The organism is Kitasatospora sp. NPDC059146 (assembly GCF_042786665.1).
Taxonomy (GTDB): domain Bacteria; phylum Actinomycetota; class Actinomycetes; order Streptomycetales; family Streptomycetaceae; genus Kitasatospora.
The window spans coordinates 1-17,754 of sequence record NZ_JBHZCY010000168.1 but is presented as its reverse complement, the minus strand read 5'-3'; the positions used below and the strand labels follow the sequence as shown (position 1 = coordinate 17,754).

Sequence of the window (17,754 nt, the reverse complement as noted above, 5' to 3'; positions counted from 1 at the left end):
CCGGCCGGGGGGGGGGGGGGGCGGCCCGGGGCGGCGGCCGGGGCGCGGGGCCGGGGCCCCCCGCGCCGCCCAGGGCAAGGGCGGCGGCCGGGCGGACGGCGGCTCCGGAACCTCCGGCGGCGCGGGCGGCGCGGGCGGACGGGCGGCGGCGCGGCGCGGCGCCAAGCCCAAGAAGAACGTGAAGAAGATCGTCGCCTGGTCCGCGGCCGGCGTGCTGGTGCTGATCGCGGGCGCCGGCGGCGCGATCTACTACAAGCTGAACGCCAACATCAAGTCCTTCGACGCCGACGCGATAGCCACCGACCGCCCGCCCGAGGCCAAGGCCGACGCGGACGGCAACAAGCCGGTGAACGTGCTGCTGATCGGCTCCGACAGCCGCGGCGGCAACAACTCCGACCTCGGCGGCGGCGAGGACGGCGGCGCCCGCTCGGACACCACGATCCTGCTGCACGTCTACGCCGACCACAAGCACGCCGTGGGCATCTCGATCCCGCGCAACGCGATCGTGCCGATCCCCTCCTGCAAGCTCCCCAACGGCAAGTGGACCAAGGGCGGCAACGACCTGTTCAACGCCGCCTTCTCGGTCGGCGGCAGCGACGGCGGCAACCCGGCCTGCACCCAGAACACGGTGGAGAAGGTGACCGGCATCCGGGTCGACCACACCATGGTGGTCGACTTCAACGGCTTCTCCGCGATGACCAAGGCCGTCAACGGCGTGGACGTCTGCCTGCCGAAGGCGATCTACGAGGGCGACATCAACCCCAACCTGCACAAGAAGGGCAACCTCGTCCTCCCGCAGGGCAAGCAGTCCGTCCAGGGGCAGCAGGCGCTCGACTACGTCCGGCTGCGGCACGGTATCGGCGACGGCTCCGACATCGGCCGGATGAAGCGCCAGCAGGCCTTCATGAGCTCGCTCGCCACCAAGATGAAGAAGGAGGGGCTCAGCCCTACCAACCTGCTGCCGCTGGCCGACGCGGCCACCAAGTCGCTGACCGTCGACCCGGGGCTGGACTCCGCGGACAAGCTGCTCTCCTTCGGCCTGTCGTTGAAGAACATCGACATGCACGACCTCAAGTTCGTGACCGCGCCCTGGCGCTACCGCACCCAGGACGCCAACATCGACCTGGTCCAGCCGGACTCCAACAAGCTCTGGGAGACCCTCAAGGCCGACCAGACCATCGACGGCCAGAACGCCACCGGCCAGCAGCCGGACGCCGGCGCCAGCCCGAGCGCCGCCCCCCAGCCGACCGCGGCCGCCACCTCCGCCGCGGCGGCCGCGGACGCCTCCAACGCCTCGGTCAAGGTCGCGGTCTACAACGGCACGGCCGTCAACGGCCTGGCCGGCAAGGCGACCGACCTGCTCAAGGGCGCCAAGTACTCGGCCAGTACGGCGGGTCAGGCGGCCAGCACCAAGTACAAGACCACCACCATCGAGTACGGCTCCAGCCAGAAGGCGAACGCCGAGAAGCTCGCCGCGCTGTTCCCGGGCGCCAGCCTGGAGCCCGGCAGCTCCCGCGGCATCTCGTTGATCGTCGGCCAGGACTTCGCCGCGGCCAACGGCATGGGGGCCGGCGCGTCCGGTGCCGCCGCCACCCCCGGCGCCCAGACGCCCGCGCAGCCGCTGCCCACCACCGTCACCAACGACGCCCGCTCGGCGGACGACGACATCTGCGCCAACACCACCTACGGCAGCGGCGGCTGATCCCACCCGCCGGACGACCGGCCGGACCGACCGCACGACCCCCGGAGCGCGTGGCCCCGGGGGTCGTGCCATGGTGGCGGTAGCGGGGGGCCCACCGGTCGCCGGCACCGAAAGGGCGGACCCATGCCCGAGATCGCCATGCAGTTCGACATCGCCGCCTCCCGGGACGCCGTCCTGGCCGCGCTCAACACGCACGACGGGCTGACCGGCTGGTGGACCACCGGGGTGGGCCGCGAGGGCGAGGTGCTGCTGTTCGACTTCCCCGGGGTCCCCGAGCCGTTCCGGCTGCGCCGCGAGCGGGCCGACCGGGACCGGGTGCTGTGGGCCAACACCGGGGCCTTCCCGCCGCACTGGGCCGGCACCTGGATCAGCTGGGAGCTCGCCGACCGGCCCGGCGACCCCGGCCGCACCCGGCTGCTGTTCCGGCACGGCGGCTGGCAGCCGGGCAGCGAGGAGGGCGTCCCGATGGTGGCCGGCACCTGGGCCGAACTGCTGGTCCGGCTCAAGGACTACGCGCAGAGCGGCAAGGCGCAGCCGCTGTTCGTCACCGCCCTGCGCCACGACGAGGAGTGACCGCCCGGCCACCGTCCGGCCGCCGCCGGGCCGCCGTCCCGCCACCGGTCGCCCACCAGGGCGCCGTCCGGTGGCGGGAACGCGGCGCCGGGCTGAGGGTGGGCGGTGTACCGCCGTCGTACCGCCGTCCGCGCGGACGGCGGTACCGGTCGGGCCGGGCCCGCCCGCCCGACGACCCCAGCCGGCCACCACCGCCTCCGGGAGGCCCAGCGATGCCCCTAGTGACCGATCCGTACCAGCCCGGCACCCCGTGCTGGATCGACCTGATGGCGAGCGACCAGCAGGCCGCGCTCGACTTCTACCGCGACCTGTTCGGCTGGCAGGGCGAGCTCGGCCCGGCCGAGTTCGGCGGTTACGCCGTGTGCACCCTCAACGGCCGCCCGGTCGCCGGGATCATGGCGCGGTCCGCGCCCGAGGGCCGGCCGCTGCCGCCGGTCGGCTGGACCACCTACCTGGCCTCGGACGACGCCGACGCGGCCGGCGCCGCCATCACCGGGGCCGGCGGCACGGTGGTCTACCCGCCGATGGACGTCGGCACGGTCGGCCGGATGCTGGTCGCCGCCGACCCGACCGGCGCGGTGTTCGGGGTCTGGCAGGCGATGGACTTCATCGGCGCGGGCGTCGTCAACGAGCCCGGCGCGCTGGTCTGGAACGAGCTGAACACCGCCGACACCGAGGCGGCCGGCCGCTTCTACCAGCCGGCCCTCGGACTGCGCCCGGCCACCATCCAGGGCATGGACGGCTACTACTCGCTGAACGTCGGCGACCGCACGGTGGGCGGCATGCAGGCGGTCCCCGGGTACCTGGAGTCCGGCACCCCCTCGCACTGGATGGTGTACTTCTCGGTGGACGACGCCGACTCCACGGTGGACGCCCTGGTCAAGGCCGGCGGTTCGGTGCTCCAGCCGCCGTTCGACATGCAGTCCGGCCGGATGGCCGTGGTCAGGGACCCGCAGGGCGCGCTGTTCGCCGTCGTCCAGTCGCCCGAGGCGCAGATGCCGGACTCGCCGTAACCGCCGCCCCCGGACGCGGTGGGCGACCGGATGCCGCCCTTCCGGCGACGCGCCGCCGGGAATGGGCGGCATCCCCCGCGTTCCCGGGGCAGACTGCACCCATGCTGGGGCTACCGGACGACATCCGCGCTTTCCTCTTCGACCTCGACGGGGTGCTCACCCGGACCGCGACCGTGCACGCCGCGGCCTGGAAGGACACCTTCGACGCCTTCCTGCGCGCCGAAGCCGCCCGCACCGGCGGGCCGTTCGTCCCCTTCGACGCCGTCACCGACTACGACACCTACGTGGACGGCCGCCCGCGCCTGGACGGCACCCGGGCCTTCCTGCGGAGCCGGGGCATCGACCTGCCCGAGGGCACCGAGGACGACCCGCCGAACACCCGCACCGTGCAGGGCGTCAGCCGGGCCAAGAACGACACCGTGCTGCGGCTGATCCGCGAGCAGGGCGTCGCCCCGTACGAGGGCTCGGTCGCCTACGTGCACCGGCTGCGCGCGCTGGGACTGCCCCGCGCGGTGGTCTCCTCCAGCGCCAACTGCCGGGACGTGCTGCGCTCGGCGGGCATCCTGGACCTCTTCGACGTGATCGTGGACGGCGTGGTCGCCAAGCAGCGGTCCCTGCCCGGCAAGCCCGCCCCGGACACCTACCTGTACGCCGCCCGCGAGCTGGGCGTCGAGCCCGCGCACGCCGCCGTCTTCGAGGACGCGCTGGCCGGGGTCGCCTCCGGCCGGGCCGGCGGCTTCGGCGCGGTGGTCGGGGTCAACCGCACCGGGCAGGCCGCCGAACTGCGCCGCGACGGCGCCACCGTGGTCGTCGACGACCTCGCCGAGCTGCTGTCGGACGACGAGGGGGCGACGTCATGAGTCCCGCCGACAACTTCGCCATCGACCCCTGGCAGATCACCGAACACGGCCTGGACCCGGCCTCGTTGGCCCGCGCCGAGTCCGTCTTCGCGCTCTCCAACGGCCACATCGGCCTGCGCGCCAACCTGGACGAGGGTGAGCCGCACGGCCTTCCCGGCACCTACCTCAACGGCGTCTTCGAACTGCGGCCGCTGCCCTACGGCGAGGGCGGCTACGGCTACCCGGAGTCCAGCCAGAGCGTCATCAACATCACCAACGGCAAGATCATCCGGCTGCTGGTGGACGACGAGCCCTTCGACCTGCGCTACGGCGAACTGGTCGGCCACACCCGCTGGTTGGACTTCCGCGAGGGACTGCTGCACCGCGAGTGCGAATGGACCTCCCCGGCCGGGCGGACCATCCGGGTGCGCTCCTCCCGGCTGGTCTCGCTCACCCAACGGGCCATCGCCGCCGTGGAGTACACCGTCGAGGCGGTGGACGGGCCGGTGCGGATCGTGCTCCAGTCCGAACTGGTCGCCAACGAGCAGCTGCCCGGCGGTCCCGAGGGGGACCCGCGGGCCGCCGCCGTGCTGGAGGCGCCGCTGCAGGCCGAGGCGCACCACGCGAGCGGCACCAAGGCCGTCCTGGTGCACCGCACCCGGTTCAGCGGCATCCGGGTCGCCGCCGGGATGGACCACGTCATCGAGGGCCCGGAGCGGCTGGACACCGTCGCCGAGGCCGAGGCCGACCACTGCCGGATCAGCGTCACCACCGTGCTCGCCCCCGGACAGCGGCTGCGGCTGGTCAAGTTCATGTCCTACGGCTGGTCCGGCACCCGCTCGCTGCCCGCCGTCCGGGACCAGGTCGAGGCCGCGCTGAACGCCGCCCGGTACACCGGCTGGGACGGCCTGGTCGCCGAACAGGCCGACTACCTCAGGGAGTTCTGGGAGACCAGCGACGTCGAGATCGAGGGCGACGTCGAACTCCAGCAGGCCGTCCGGTTCGCCGTCTTCCACGTCCTCCAGGCCGGCGCCCGCAGCGAGGAACGCGCCATCCCCGCCAAGGGGTTGACCGGCCCGGGCTACGACGGGCACAGCTTCTGGGACACCGAGACCTTCGTCCTGCCGGTGCTCACCTACTGCCTGCCCGGCGCCGTCAACCAGGCCCTGCGCTGGCGGCACACCACGCTCCCGCTGGCCCGCGAACGCGCCGCCCAACTCGGCCTGGCCGGCGCCGTGTTCCCCTGGCGGACGATCCGCGGCGAGGAGTGCTCCGGGTACTGGCCGGCCGGCACCGCGGCCTTCCACATCGGCGCCGACATCGCCGCCGCCGTGGCCCGCTACGTCCGGGCCACCGGGGACGCGGAGTTCGAGCGCGAGTACGGCCTCGAACTCCTGGTGGAGACCGCCCGGATGTGGCGCTCGCTCGGCCACCACGACAGCGCCGGCCGGTTCCGGATCGAGGGCGTCACCGGCCCCGACGAGTACAGCGCCGTCGCCGACAACAACGTCTACACCAACCTGATGGCGCAGACGAACCTGCGCGCCGCCGCCGAGGCCGCCGTCCGCCACCCGCGCGAGGCCGACGCGCTCGGCGTGGACACCGAGGAGACCGCCGCCTGGCGCGACGCCGCCGCCGCGATGTACGTCCCGTACGACGCGGACCTCGGCGTCCACCCCCAGGCCGACGGCTTCACCCACCACCAGGTCTGGGACTTCGAGGGCACCCCGCCGGAGAAGTACCCGCTGCTGCTGCACTACCCGTACTTCGACCTGTACCGCAAGCAGGTGGTCAAGCAGGCCGACCTGGTGCTCGCCATGCAGGTCCGCGGCGACGCCTTCACCGACGAGCAGAAGGCCCGCAACTTCGCCTACTACGAGCGGCTCACCGTCCGGGACTCCTCGCTCTCCGCCTGCACCCAGGCCGTGATCGCCGCCGAGGTCGGGCAGCTCGACCTCGCCTACGACTACACCGCCGAGGCCGCCCTGATGGACCTCCACGACCTCGGCGGCAACACCCGCGACGGCCTGCACATGGCCTCGCTCGCCGGGGCCTGCATCGCCCTGGTGGCCGGCTTCGGCGGGCTGCGCGACCACGGGGAGACGCTGGACTTCCGGCCCCGGCTGCCCTCCGGGCTGATGCGGCTGAGCTTCTCGCTGCTGGTCCGCGGCCACCTGCTCGGCGTCCGGATCACCCACGAGGGCACCACCTACACCCTGCGCCGCGGCGAGGTGATCCACCTGCGGCACGACGGCGAGACGGTCCAGGTCAAGGCCGGCACCCCGGTCACCCTGCCCACCACCGTCCCGCCCGCCCAGGAGCGCTGCGCCCAGCCCCCGGGGCGCGAGCCGGCCCGCCGCCAGCCCCAGGCGGGCCTGGTGGCCGGCAAGCTCGGCCAGCAGGACCACCTGGCGGCGGAGTAGCCGCGCCGGTCGCTCGCCTGTTCGGGCCCGCTCCGGATGCGGGGCGGGCCCGCACCTCGGAGGGTGGGCACGTCCGGTGACAACCGGCGCCCGGCCGAGCCCGGCGCCCGGCGAAGGGGTGCGCCCGTGGCGACGGTGGCCGAACAGATGGTGGAGGTGCTCCGGCAGGCCGGGGTGGAGCGGGTCTACGGCGTCGTCGGGGACAGCCTCAACCCGGTCGTCGACGCGATCCGCCGGGCGGACGGCATCGGCTGGGTGCACGTGCGCAACGAGGAGGCCGGTGCCTTCGCGGCCGCCGCCGAGGCCGAGCTCAGCGGCCGGCTGGCGGTCTGCGCCGGCTCCTGCGGCCCCGGCAACACCCACCTGATCCAGGGCCTGTACGACGCCCAGCGCAGCGGCCTGCCGGTGCTCGCGCTGGCCTCGCACATCCCGTCCGGGCAGATCGGCACCGGCTTCTTCCAGGAGACCCACCCCGAGCGGGTGTTCACCGACTGCAGCAACTGGTGCGAGATGCTCTCCACCCCCGCCCAGCTGCCCCGGCTGCTGCGGGTCGGCATCCAGCACGCGCTGGGTTCGCACGGCGTCTCGGTGCTCGCCTTCCCCGGGGACGTCGCCGCCCTGCCCGCCGCCGGGCCGACCGGCAGCAGCCACTTCCTCACCGAGCAGGCGGTGGCCGCGCCGCCCTGGTCCCAGGTGCGGGAGCTGGCCCGGCTGCTGAACGCGGCCCGCCGGGTCACCCTGTTCTGCGGTGCCGGGGTGCGCGGGGCGCACGCCGAGGTGATGGCGGTCGCCGAGGCGCTGCACGCGCCGGTCGGGCACTCGCTGCGCGGCAAGGAGTGGATCCAGTTCGACAACCCGTACGACGTCGGGATGAGCGGACTGCTCGGCTACGGCGCCTGCCACGAGGCGCTGCACTCCGCCGACCTGGTGCTGCTGCTCGGCACCGACTTCCCGTACGACTCCTTCCTGCCGCAGGCGCACACCGTCCAGGTCGACCACGACGCGACCAGGCTGGGCCGGCGCACCGCCCTGGAGCTGGCCGTGCACGGCGACGTCGCGGCCACCCTGCGGGCCGTCCTGCCGCTGCTGGAGGCGAAGCCGGACCGCTCCTTCCTGGACGGCCTGCTGCGCAAGCACTGCAAGTCGCTGGAGGACGTGATCGGCGCCTACACCCGGGACATCGAGAAGCACCTGCCGATCCACCCGGAGTACGTCGCCTCGGTGCTGGACGACGTCGCCGCCGAGGACGCGGTGTTCACCGTGGACACCGGGATGAACAACGTCTGGGCCGCCCGCTACCTCCGGCCGAACGGCCGCCGCCGGGTGATCGGCTCCTTCCTGCACGGCTCGATGGCGAACGCCCTCCCGCACGCGATCGGCGCCCAACTCGCCTGCCCCGGGCGGCAGGTGATCGCGATGGCGGGCGACGGCGGGATCGGCATGCTGCTCGGCGAACTGCTCACGGTGGCCAAGCACCGGCTGCCGGTGAAGACGGTGGTCCTCAACAACGGCGCGCTCGGCATGATCAAGCTGGAGATGCTGGTCTCCGGCTACCCGGAGTACGAGATCGACAACGGGGACGTGGACTACGCGGGCATCGCCCGGGCGATGGGCATCCCGGCCAAGCGGGTCACCGAGCCGGCCAGGGTCCGGGAGGTGCTGGCGGAGGCGCTGGAACGGCCCGGACCGGCCCTGGTGGACGTGGTCACCGACCCCAACGCGCTGTCCATCCCGCCGCGGATCACCGCCGCCCAGGTGAAGGGCTTCGCGCTGGCCGCCGGGCGGACGGTGCTGTCCGGCGGGGTCGGGCGGATGGTCGACCTGGCGCGCAGCAACCTGCGGAACATCCCCCGGCCGTGAGCCCCCTCGGAGCGGTTTGCCCCTGAGGCAAGTTTCTTGCCCCTGCGGCAGGGCGGGTGTCCACTGGACGCATGAGCAGCAGCACCACCGGTGCCACCGGCACTCCCGCCGACGACGGCCGGCTCGACGACCAGGAGGTCGCCGGCCTCGCCGCCCGCCTCCGCGAGCACCGGCTCAGCAGCCGCCTCACCCTGGAGGTCGCCGCGGGCCGGATCGGCCTCTCCCCAGCCTATCTGTCCCGGCTGGAGACCGGCCGCCGCCAGCCCTCGCTGCCCGTCCTGCTCGGCCTGGCCCGCGCCTACGGCACCTCGGTCTCCGGGCTGCTCGGCGAGGCCCTGGTCGAACCGGACCCGGTGGTCCGCGGCGGCGCCATCGAGCCCGGCCGGGCCGGCGGCTGGGGCTACCGCCGGGCCGGCGCCCCCGGCCGCGCCATGCAGGCCCTACGGGTGTTCGTCCCGCCGGGCGTCCAGGACGAGGTGGTCCGGGTCCACCCCGGCGAGGAGTGGCTGTACGTCCTGCGCGGGGAACTGCGGGTCACCCTCGGCGACCGCGTCCACCACCTCGCCCCCGGCGACTCCGCGCACTACGACTCGCTCACCCCGCACTGCATCGCCGCCGCATCCGGCACCGGCGTCGAACTGCTCTTCGTCCACACCCTGTTGCAGAGCCCCGGCGGCGAACTCTGCCTCGGCGGCGGCCCCGCCGCGAGCCACTGACCAGCCGTCAGAACACCTCGGAGGAGATCACCATGGCCGATCCCACCACCGCCGACACCGCCGCCGCCACCACCGGTGCCGTCGGTGCCCCCGACACCGCCGCCGGCCCGAAGACCGTCGACGCCGGCAAGTGGGCCAACAAGCGGGTCTACCACCGCCTGGTGATCTACACCGTGGGCTGCCACCTCTTCGCCGGGTTCATCATCCTGCTGTTCGAACTGGGCACCCGCAACAAGTAGGTGACCCCACCTGCCGGGCGTCCGTCTCCGCCCCCGTCGGAGGCGGGCGCCCGTCCGACCGCCCGGCGCGGTCAGGCGTCGCGGAGCACTCGACAGAGGGCCTCCAGGGCCGCCGGGAAGGCGTGCTCCGGCGGGGACCCGTAGCCGATCACCAGCGCGGGCCCGGTCTCCTGCTCCGCCCCCGGCGTCGCCGGGTCGGCGCGGTGCCGGTCGAGGCCGCTGAGGGCCAGTCCGGCGGCCTCGGCGCGGGCCAGCAGCTCCGCCTCCGGCGTCGCGCCGGGCGGGAGTTGCAGGACGGCGTGCAGTCCGGCCGCGATGCCGGTGATCTCGACCTGCGGGGCGTGCTCGGCGAGCGCGGCGACCAGCCGGTCCCGGCGGCGCCGGTAGTGCAGCCGGCAGCGCCGCACGTGCCGGTCGTACGTCCCCGAGGTGATCAGCTCGGCCAGGGTCAGCTGGTCCAGCACCGGGGACATCGTGTCCGCGAGCACCTTCGACCGGGCGACCGGTTCGACCAGCGCGTCCGGCAGGGCCAGCCAGGCCAGCCGCAGGCCCGGGGCCAGGCTCTTGGCGGCGGTGCCCGCGTACACCACCCGCTCCGGGTCGAGGGCCTGCATCGCGCCGAGCGGCTGCCGGTCGTAGCGGAACTCGCCGTCGTAGTCGTCCTCGATCACGTACCGGTCCTGCTCGCGCGCCCACCGCACCGCGGCCGCCCGCCGGTCGGCGGACAGCGGCGCGCCGGTCGGGAACTGGTGGGCGGGGGTGAGCAGGGCGGCGGCGGGGCCGGCGTCCAGCCGGTCGACCAGCGCGCCCTCGCAGTCCAGCGGCAGCGGGACGGTCGCCAGCCCGGCGGCCCGCACCACGGCGTGCTGCGGCGGCAGCCCGTACGCCTCCACCGCGAGCGAACGGGCCCCGCGCTCCTTCAACGCCGCGCACAGCAGCCCCAGGCCCTGCTGGAAGCCGCTGCACACGAGCAGGTGGTCCGGGTCGGTGCGGACCCCGCGGACCCGGGCCAGGTAGTCGGTCAGCGCCTCGCGCAGTTCGATCCGGCCCAGCGGGCTGCCGTAGCCGAACGCGTCGTGCGGTGCGGTGGCGAGGGCCCGGCGGGCCGCGGCCAGCCAGGCGTTGCGGGGGAACAGCGAGAGGTCGGGCCGCCCGGACATCAGGTCGTGCCGGACGCTCGGCCGCCGCCCCCCGGCGGGCGCGGACCGCGTGCCCCGCACCGGCACGGCCCGCCGCGCGACGGTGGTGCCGGACCCCTGCCGCGAGCTGAGCCACCCCTCGGCGGCGAGCTGCCCGTACGCCTCGACCACCGTGTTGCGGGCGATCCCGAGGTCCTCCCCGAGCGCCCGCGAGGACGGCAGCCGCGTCCCGGGCGCCAGCCGCCCGTCCTGCACTGCCTCGCGCAGCGCGTCCTCCAGCGCCGCCCGCAGCCCGGCGCCGGCAGCGCGCCGCCCGGTGAGGTCCAGATGCAGATCGCCGCCGAAGGCGGTCCAGGAGCCGTTCACGGGCCCCATTCTCGCCTGTCGCGGCGGGTGCCGATGTGCTCGAAGCGGTGGCCGTCCTCCCTCGGGTTCGGCAGAATCGGGTGGGGTCGTCGGGGCTGGTGGGGCCGGTCGGGCCGGTGGGACCGTCGGGGTGGGCGGTCGGTGTCCGTCATCGATCCGACGGGTGCCGAGACGAGGATGTGACAGATGGGCGAGGAGAACTCCGGAGCGGAGCTGCTGGCCGCGCGGTTCGAGGCGGAGCGGCCCCAACTGCGGTCCGTGGCCTACCGGATGCTGGGCTCGGTCGCCGAGGCGGAGGACGCCGTCCAGGAGGCGTGGTTCAGGCTGAGCCGCGGTGACACGGGCGAGCTGCGCAACCTCGGGGCCTGGCTGACCACGGTGGTCGGCCGGATCTGTCTGGACCAGCTGCGCTCCCGGGCCTCCCGGCGGGAGGACCCGCTGCCCGAGCAGCAGGAGGGGCGGGTGCGGCTGCCGGATCCGGTGGTGAGCGGGTCGGCGGCGCTGGACCCGGTGCACGGGATCCTGGTCGCGGACTCGGTGGGGATCGCGCTGATGGTGGTGCTGGAGACGCTCTCCCCGGCGGAGCGGGTGGCCTTCGTGCTGCACGACCTGTTCGACGTGCCCTTCGACGGGATCGCCGAGGTGCTCGGCCGGACCGCCGCCTCGACCCGCCAACTGGCCAGCCGCGCCCGCCGCCGGGTGCAGGGCGCCACCCCGGCCGGCGACACCGACGACGGGCTCAAGCGCACGGTGGTGGAGGCCTTCCTGGCCGCCGCCCGGGGCGGGGACTTCGACGCCCTGCTGACGGTGCTGGACCCGGAGGTGGTCGCCCGGTCCGACGGCGGCCCGCTGGTGCCGAGCGTGCTGCGCCGGGGCGCGGCCGAGGTCGCCGCCCAGGCGATCGCCTTCGCCCGGTTCGCCGCCGACGGGCGCCTGGTGCTGGTCAACGGCTCGCCCGGCGTGGTGTCCTTCGCCGGGGGCCGCCCGCTGTCGGTCATGTCCTTCACGATCCACCGCGGCCGGATCACCGGACTGGACGTCCTCACCGACCCGGACCGGCTGGCCGCCCTGGGGCTCACCGGGTAGAACGCCCGCGGGCCGTACGGCAGTTCGCCGTACGGCCCGCGGGTTGTCGTCGGTGCGCCGTCGGTGCGCCGTCGGTCAGCCCAGGCCGCCGGTGGCCCGGAGGTTCTGCCCGGTGACCCAGCGGGCGTCCGGCCCGGCCAGGAAGGCGACCACGTCGGCGATGTCCTCGGGCTGTCCGAGCCGGCGCAGCGGGGTCAGGCCCGCGACCCGGTCGAGCGCCTCGGGCGGGTTGGCGGCACGCAGCAGGTCGGTGTCGGTGGCGCCGGGGGAGACGGTGTTGACGGTGATGCCGCGCGGGCCGAGTTCGGCCGCGGCGACGGCGGTGAGCTGTTCGACGGCGCCCTTGCTGGCGGCGTACGCGGCGATGCCGGGGACGGGGCGCACGGTGTTCACGCTGGAGATGTTGACGATCCGTCCGCCGTCGCGCATCCGGCGGGCCGCGTAGCGGACGGTGGCGAACACGGCGCGGGTGTTGACGGCCAGGACGGCGTCGAAGGCCGTGTCGTCGAGGTCCGCGAGCGGGGTGGGGGTGAAGGACCGCGCGGCGTTGTTCACCAGGATGTCCAGCCCGCCGAGCCGCTCCTCGGCCGTGGCCATCAGCCGCTCGGCGGCGCCCGGTTCGGCGAGGTCGGCCGGTACGGCCCAGGCGCGTCCGCCGCCCGCCGCCACCGCGTCGACCACCGCCTCGGCGGCCGCCCGGTCGGTGGCGTAGCCGAGGACGACGTCCGCGCCCTCGCGCGCCAGCCGCTCGACGATCGCCCGTCCGATGCCCCGCGAGCCGCCCGTGACGACCGCCGCCCTGCCCTCGGCCACCCTGCGCACCTGTCCTGCCGCCGTTCCTGCCACCGTTCCACCTCTCGCGAAGTCGCCTGTCCTGCCGGTGACATGGTCGCCGAGGCGGCCGTTCGGCGCGCGGGATTTCCGGCGGGGCCGACTGTGGGCTGTCGGAGCCGCGGGAGGGGGCTCAGACCGAGAGGTAGATCGCGCTGCCGAGGCCGGCCAGGAAGCAGTACACCGCGAACGGGGTCAGGCTGCGGGTCTCGAAGTACTTGGTGAGGAAGCGCACCGAGATGTAGCCGGCCACGAAGGCGGCGACGCTGCCGGCCGCGACCGGGCCGAGCACGGAGGAGTTCTCCGGCTTGAACAGCTCGGGCACCTTCAGCACCGAGGCGGCCAGGATGACCGGGGTGGCGAGCAGGAAGGAGAACCGGGCGGCGTCCTCGTGGTGCAGCCCGCGCAGGATGCCGGCGCTCATGGTGACGCCGGAGCGGCTGATGCCGGGGAACAGCGCGAGGATCTGGGCGGCGCCGATCCAGGCGCCCTGGCCGTAGCCGAGCCTGGTCAGCCGGACGTCGGAGGCGGTCGCCGGGTCGAGGCCGGGCTCGTCGACGGGGGCGGCGTACCCGGCCCGGCGGCGGCCGCTGCCGCCGCGCTTGAGCCGTTCGGCGCCGAGCAGCACCAGGCCGTTGAGGGCGAGGAATACCGCGGCGGGCAGCGGCTTGCCGAGGGCGTGCCGCAGGGCCTTCTCCAGCACGAGTCCGGCCACGCCGACCGGGATGGTGGAGATGATGAGCAGCCAGGTGAGCTTCTCGTCCCGGGTCTGCACCCGGCGGTGCCGGATCGAGCTGACCAGGCCGCTGACCACCCGGACCCAGTCCCGCCGGAAGAACACCACCAGGGCGAGCGCGGTGGCCAGGTGCAGGGCGACCAGCGCGGCGAGGTAGGGGGAGCCGTCGGCGGTCATGTCGAGGTCCTGCTGGATCTTCCCGCCGAGCACGGCCGGAAGCAGGATGCTGTGGCCCAGGCTGGAGACCGGAAAGAGTTCCGTCACACCCTGCAGCAGGCCGACGCCTATCGCTTCCGGGTAGGTCAGGGTGGACATCGCGCACCTTCGCTCGGGGGTCTGCGGCCGCCCGATCCCGGTGGCCACCGCGAAGCTACTACGGGCATGTAGACGCCTGGCAGGCCCGCTCCCAGAAGTTCATCGAGCGTATGTCCGGGCGTCACCGGGCCCGGACTCAGCCGAACAGCGCGCCGGCCAGGGCGCCCAGCAGACTGCCGAACGGCACGCTCCGGTGCACGGCGGCGCCGAGCAGCAGACCGGCGGTCGCGGCGAGCGGGACGCCCAGCAGCGGCAGGGCGACGGCCAGCAGGGCGGACCGGCGGGGCGTGCGGGGCGGGCGGTCCATCGGGCGCCTCCTACGGGGGCGAGGGGTCGACGGAGCCCTACGATGCAGCCTCCCGCAGCGTCAGCTTCAAGTCCTTTTCCGGGACCCGGTCCGGACGTACGTCCGTCTCGGACGTCCGGATCGCTCGCGGGCGGCCGGCCGGGACGTACGTCCGTCTCGGACGTCCGTGTCGGTCGGACGTACGACCTGGACGCACGTCCGTCCCGGTCAGGCCTCCACCCGCCGCCACCCCGACCCGTCGGCGGGCACCGGGGCGGTCGCGAAGTCGTAGCGCAGCAGGTCCGGCCCGAGTGCCAGCAGGGAGATCGAGGAGGAGCCCCAGATCCGCCCGTCGCCGAAGTCCCGGCGCTGGATCAGCGCGGCGTCCTCGTCCGGCGCCAGCCCGTCGCCGGTGACGACCGGCAGCCAGCCGCCCCAGGCCCGCTCGGTCGGGCCGTCGGCGGTGGGGCTCGGCCGGGGCTCGGCGCGGAACCGGGCCCGGAAGTGGTCCGCGCGGGCGGCCATCAGCGAGCGGATCCGCTCGGAGGCGGTGCGGTTGGCCGCCATCCCCTCCAGCCCGTCGTTGAGCACCACGCTGAGCCCGGTGGGCAGTTCGTGCTCGGTGAGCCGGCCGCCGCCCCAACTGGCGACCCGGGCGCCGTCGGGGCGGACCTGGACGAGGTGGAAGGGGTCGTACGGCGTCAGGTCGAGGTGGCCGATCCCGCCCTCGCGGACGGCGGTGAGCGGGAGTTCGCCGCGGCTGAGCCTGCTGTCGGCGGGGGCGAGCGGGCCGAAGCCGTTCAGCAGGCAGGCGGCGGTGCGCCGGGTGGGGTCGACGGCCAGCCAGGTGCCGCCGGCCGCGAGGTCCAGTCCGCCGAGCAGTTCGGGCCGCTGCGGCCAGTGGTGGTCCGGCGGCAGCCAGGCGCGGCCGAGGTACTCGTCCCGGACGGAGAGCAGCAGCACCGGTACCGCTGCCTCCGGTTCGATGCTGATGAACGCCGTGCACACGGTCCCGTCCCCCTGGTCCGATCCGCTGGTCCGATCTGCCGGTCCGATCCGCCGGTCCCGCCCCCTGGTCCGATCCGCTCGGAAGGTGCGAGGATCCGGAGGTCCGAGGATCCGAAGATCCACCAGCGATCCTCGCACGCCCGTTCGTGCGCCGGAAGTGGCCCAAGGATCCGAGCGGCGAATGCACCAGTGGGACGGGCCAGTCGGCTCCTAGGCTGGCGACCGTGACGACGAACGAGACCGAGACCCACCAGACCGACGCCGTGCCCGCCCCCGAGCTGCGCCTGCAGCTGGGGCGGCTCGCCCCCGAGTTCTACCAGGCCATGATCGCCGTGGACCGGGCCTCCCGGCAGGGCCTGGACCCGGTCCTCGCCGAGCTGGTCAAGGTGCACGCCTCGATGATCAACGGCTGCGCCTTCTGCATCGACATGCACGCCACCGACGCCCGCAAGAACGGCGAGCAGGACCACCGCCTGGTCTCCCTCCCCGCCTGGCGCGAGACCCCGTGGTTCACCGCCCGTGAGCGGGCCGCCCTCGCCCTCACCGAGTCGGTCACCCTGCTCACCCAGGGGCACGTGCCGGACGCCGTGTACGCCGAGGCCGCCGCGCACTTCGAGCAGGCCGAACTGGCCCAGCTGATCGCGCTGATCGCCACCATCAACGCCTGGAACCGGATCGGCGTGTCCACCCGCATGAGCCCGGCCGCGAAGTGAGCGGGGCCGCGATGACCACCCAGCAGGAGAAGGCCCGGCTGCTCCGGGAGCTGCACCGCCCGGGCGAGCCGCTGGTGCTGGCCAACGTGTGGGACGCGGCGAGCGCCCGGCTGGTGGCCGGCGCCGGGGCGCGGGCGCTGGCGACGGCCAGCGCCAGCGTGTCCTGGTCGCTCGGCAGCCCGGACGGCGGCGGCGCCGACCGCGACCAGGTGCTGGCCCGTACCGCCGAGGTGGTCCGCTCGGTCGACCTGCCGGTCACCGCGGACCTGGAGAGCGGCTACGCGGACACCGCGGCCGGGGTCGGCGCGACCGTCACCGCGCTGCTCGCCACCGGCGCGGTCGGGGTGAACCTGGAGGACGCGGACCACACCCCGGAGCAGGCCGCGGAGCGGGTCGCGGCGGCCCGGGCGGCGGCCGACGCGGCCGGCGTCCCGCTGTTCCTGAACGCCCGGACCGACGTGTTCCTGCACGGCCTGGGCGAGCCGGAGGGCCGGCTGGACGAGGCGGTCCGCCGGCTGCGGGCGTACGTCGAGGCGGGCGCGGACGGCGTGTTCGTCCCCGGCGTCGCCGACCCGGAGACCGTCGCCGCCCTGGTCGCGGCCGTCCCGGCCCCGCTGAACGTGCTGGCGGCGCCGGGCGCACCCACGGTCGCCGAGCTGGCGAAGCTGGGCGTGGCCCGGATCAGCCTGGGCCCGGGCCTGGCCAAGGTGGCCTACGCGGCGGTCCGCCGGGCGGCCGAAGAGGTGTACGGGAGTGGTACGTACGCCGCCCTGGACGGCGGGCTGACCTACCCGGAGCTCAACGGCCTGTTCACGGGCTGAGCCCCGGGGGCGGGCAGCAGACAGGAGCGGGCGGCGGACCGGACGGGGGTCGGTCGGCCGCCCGCTCCACCGCACGTCCGGGCGGCCCGGTGCGGTGGGCGGCCCGTGGCGGCGGGTGGGTCAGCCGATCTGCCCGCTGAGCCCCGGGTGGGACATCTGGTTGGTGCCGATGGCCTCCACCTCGTCGGCCGTGTGCCCGACCACCGGGAGCTTGCCCGCGGTCTGCAGGGCGAGGTCGGCGGGGGAGAGGGTGAGGCCGTCGGTGAGGCCGCCGGTGGCGTCCGGCGAGCTGGCGACCTGGCTGGTGGCGGAGGCCGCCGGGGCGGCGAGGGCGAGGCCCGCCATGGTGAGGGCGGCGAGGGTGGCGAGTTTCTTCATGCCCTGCCGAACGACCGGGCCGCCCTCAGGTAACCGGGTGGCGGCAACCGTCACCCCTGTCGCCCGTTCCGGCGGCTCGCATCACGCGCCCGTCCCCCGGACCGTCACCCGCAGCGTCCGTACGCTGTTGCTCACGAACGAGCCGATCGGCTCCGGCCGTTCGCCCTCCGCCAGGGCCAGCGCCGGGAACCGGGCGAACAGGTGCCGCAGCGCCGTCTCCGCCTCCAGCCGGGCCAGCCCCGAGCCGAGGCAGAAGTGCGGGCCGTGTCCGAGCGACAGGTGCCGGGCGGGCTGCCGGGTGAGGTCGAAGCGGTCGGCGTCCGGGTAGTGCCCGGCGTCGCGCCCGGCCGCGGCGTACGAGGCGAGCAGGGCCTCGCCGCGGCGGATCACCACGTCGCCGACCTCGATGTCCTCGCTCGCGTAGCGCAGCGGGAACTGGCCGACCGGCGAGTCGTGGCGCAGCGTCTCCTCCACCACCGCGGACCACGGCTGCGCGCCGTCCAGCACCAGTCGCAGCTGGTCGGGGTGGGCGAGCAGGGCCCGGACGGCGTTGGTGATCAGGTTGAGCGTGGTCTCGTGCCCGGCCACCAGCATCAGCAGCAGGGTGCCGACGAGTTCGGCCTCGCTGAGCCCGTCCCCGGCCTCGCGGACGGCTATCAGGTCGGTGGTGAGGTCGTCCCCGGGTTCGGCCCGCTTGGCGGCGACCAGGT

The 17,754-nt window shown here is 74.8% G+C and carries 18 protein-coding genes; 11 read left to right on the top strand and 7 right to left on the bottom strand.

Annotated elements, in window-relative coordinates:
• From ACFXPX_RS39910 to ACFXPX_RS39875, 8 genes are all read left to right on the top strand, one after another.
• Positions 1-1,702, top strand: a 1,702-nt coding sequence (locus tag ACFXPX_RS39910) for an LCP family protein (protein WP_380644802.1), incomplete at its 5' end; no start/stop codon positions are given.
• 123 nt (positions 1,703-1,825) lie between these two features.
• The gene (locus ACFXPX_RS39905; RefSeq protein ID WP_375892858.1) at positions 1,826-2,275 is read left to right on the top strand and encodes an SRPBCC domain-containing protein; all 450 of its coding nucleotides are present in this window, start codon (positions 1,826-1,828) and stop codon (positions 2,273-2,275) included.
• Positions 2,276-2,487: 212 nt separating this feature from the next.
• Entirely contained in the window at positions 2,488-3,288 is an 801-nt protein-coding gene (locus ACFXPX_RS39900) for a VOC family protein (protein WP_380644801.1), read from the top strand.
• A 101-nt stretch (positions 3,289-3,389) separates the two neighbouring features.
• Entirely contained in the window at positions 3,390-4,148 is a 759-nt protein-coding gene (locus tag ACFXPX_RS39895) for an HAD family hydrolase (protein ID WP_380530979.1), read from the top strand.
• Positions 4,145-6,550, top strand: coding sequence for a glycoside hydrolase family 65 protein (locus tag ACFXPX_RS39890; RefSeq protein ID WP_380530982.1), 2,406 nt, complete (start codon positions 4,145-4,147; stop codon positions 6,548-6,550). The genes ACFXPX_RS39895 and ACFXPX_RS39890 overlap by 4 nt, the downstream gene beginning before the upstream one ends.
• A 126-nt stretch (positions 6,551-6,676) precedes the next feature.
• On the top strand, positions 6,677-8,410 hold the full coding sequence (locus tag ACFXPX_RS39885; RefSeq protein WP_375892865.1) for a pyruvate dehydrogenase: 1,734 nt from the start codon (positions 6,677-6,679) through the stop codon (positions 8,408-8,410).
• Between the two features lie 71 nt (positions 8,411-8,481).
• The gene (locus ACFXPX_RS39880; protein WP_375892867.1) at positions 8,482-9,126 is read left to right on the top strand and encodes a helix-turn-helix domain-containing protein; all 645 of its coding nucleotides are present in this window, start codon (positions 8,482-8,484) and stop codon (positions 9,124-9,126) included.
• Between the two features lie 32 nt (positions 9,127-9,158).
• Entirely contained in the window at positions 9,159-9,365 is a 207-nt protein-coding gene (locus ACFXPX_RS39875; protein WP_380530986.1) for a DUF6126 family protein, read from the top strand.
• Positions 9,366-9,436: 71 nt separating this feature from the next.
• Here ACFXPX_RS39875 and ACFXPX_RS39870 read toward each other — a convergent pair whose 3' ends face one another.
• Positions 9,437-10,870 carry a PLP-dependent aminotransferase family protein gene (locus ACFXPX_RS39870; RefSeq protein WP_375892870.1) on the bottom strand — a complete coding sequence of 478 codons (1,434 nt, stop codon included), beginning with the start codon at positions 10,868-10,870 and terminating at the stop codon, positions 9,437-9,439.
• A gap of 186 nt (positions 10,871-11,056) precedes the next feature.
• Here ACFXPX_RS39870 and ACFXPX_RS39865 point away from each other — a divergent pair, with 186 nt between their 5' ends.
• A complete protein-coding gene (locus ACFXPX_RS39865) occupies positions 11,057-11,956 on the top strand; it encodes a sigma-70 family RNA polymerase sigma factor (RefSeq protein ID WP_380644800.1) in 900 nt (299 codons plus the stop codon).
• Between the two features lie 75 nt (positions 11,957-12,031).
• On the opposite strand, the gene ACFXPX_RS39860 is transcribed toward ACFXPX_RS39865, so the two are convergent.
• The 4 genes from ACFXPX_RS39860 to ACFXPX_RS39845 form a co-directional block, all read right to left on the bottom strand.
• Positions 12,032-12,769: a glucose 1-dehydrogenase gene (locus ACFXPX_RS39860; protein ID WP_380644799.1), complete on the bottom strand. Its 738-nt coding sequence runs from the start codon at positions 12,767-12,769 to the stop codon at positions 12,032-12,034.
• A 151-nt stretch (positions 12,770-12,920) separates the two neighbouring features.
• Positions 12,921-13,838: an undecaprenyl-diphosphate phosphatase gene (locus ACFXPX_RS39855; protein ID WP_380530994.1), complete on the bottom strand. Its 918-nt coding sequence runs from the start codon at positions 13,836-13,838 to the stop codon at positions 12,921-12,923.
• Between the two features lie 136 nt (positions 13,839-13,974).
• Positions 13,975-14,145 carry a hypothetical protein gene (locus tag ACFXPX_RS39850; protein ID WP_380530997.1) on the bottom strand — a complete coding sequence of 57 codons (171 nt, stop codon included), beginning with the start codon at positions 14,143-14,145 and terminating at the stop codon, positions 13,975-13,977.
• 207 nt (positions 14,146-14,352) lie between these two features.
• Positions 14,353-15,132: an NRDE family protein gene (locus ACFXPX_RS39845; RefSeq protein ID WP_380530999.1), complete on the bottom strand. Its 780-nt coding sequence runs from the start codon at positions 15,130-15,132 to the stop codon at positions 14,353-14,355.
• 224 nt (positions 15,133-15,356) lie between these two features.
• On the opposite strand from ACFXPX_RS39845, the gene ACFXPX_RS39840 reads away from it, so the two are divergent.
• Both ACFXPX_RS39840 and ACFXPX_RS39835 read left to right on the top strand, forming a co-directional pair.
• Positions 15,357-15,845: a carboxymuconolactone decarboxylase family protein gene (locus ACFXPX_RS39840; protein WP_380531002.1), complete on the top strand. Its 489-nt coding sequence runs from the start codon at positions 15,357-15,359 to the stop codon at positions 15,843-15,845.
• A gap of 11 nt (positions 15,846-15,856) precedes the next feature.
• Complete coding sequence (locus ACFXPX_RS39835) at positions 15,857-16,666, top strand: isocitrate lyase/phosphoenolpyruvate mutase family protein (RefSeq protein ID WP_380593249.1); 810 nt, start codon at positions 15,857-15,859, stop codon at positions 16,664-16,666.
• A gap of 120 nt (positions 16,667-16,786) precedes the next feature.
• Here ACFXPX_RS39835 and ACFXPX_RS39830 read toward each other — a convergent pair whose 3' ends face one another.
• Together ACFXPX_RS39830 and ACFXPX_RS39825 are read right to left on the bottom strand one after the other, a co-directional pair.
• Positions 16,787-17,044, bottom strand: coding sequence for a hypothetical protein (locus tag ACFXPX_RS39830; RefSeq protein WP_375892885.1), 258 nt, complete (start codon positions 17,042-17,044; stop codon positions 16,787-16,789).
• An 81-nt stretch (positions 17,045-17,125) separates the two neighbouring features.
• A partial coding sequence (locus ACFXPX_RS39825) for a cytochrome P450 (protein ID WP_380644798.1) occupies positions 17,126-17,754 on the bottom strand: 629 nt, incomplete at its 5' end.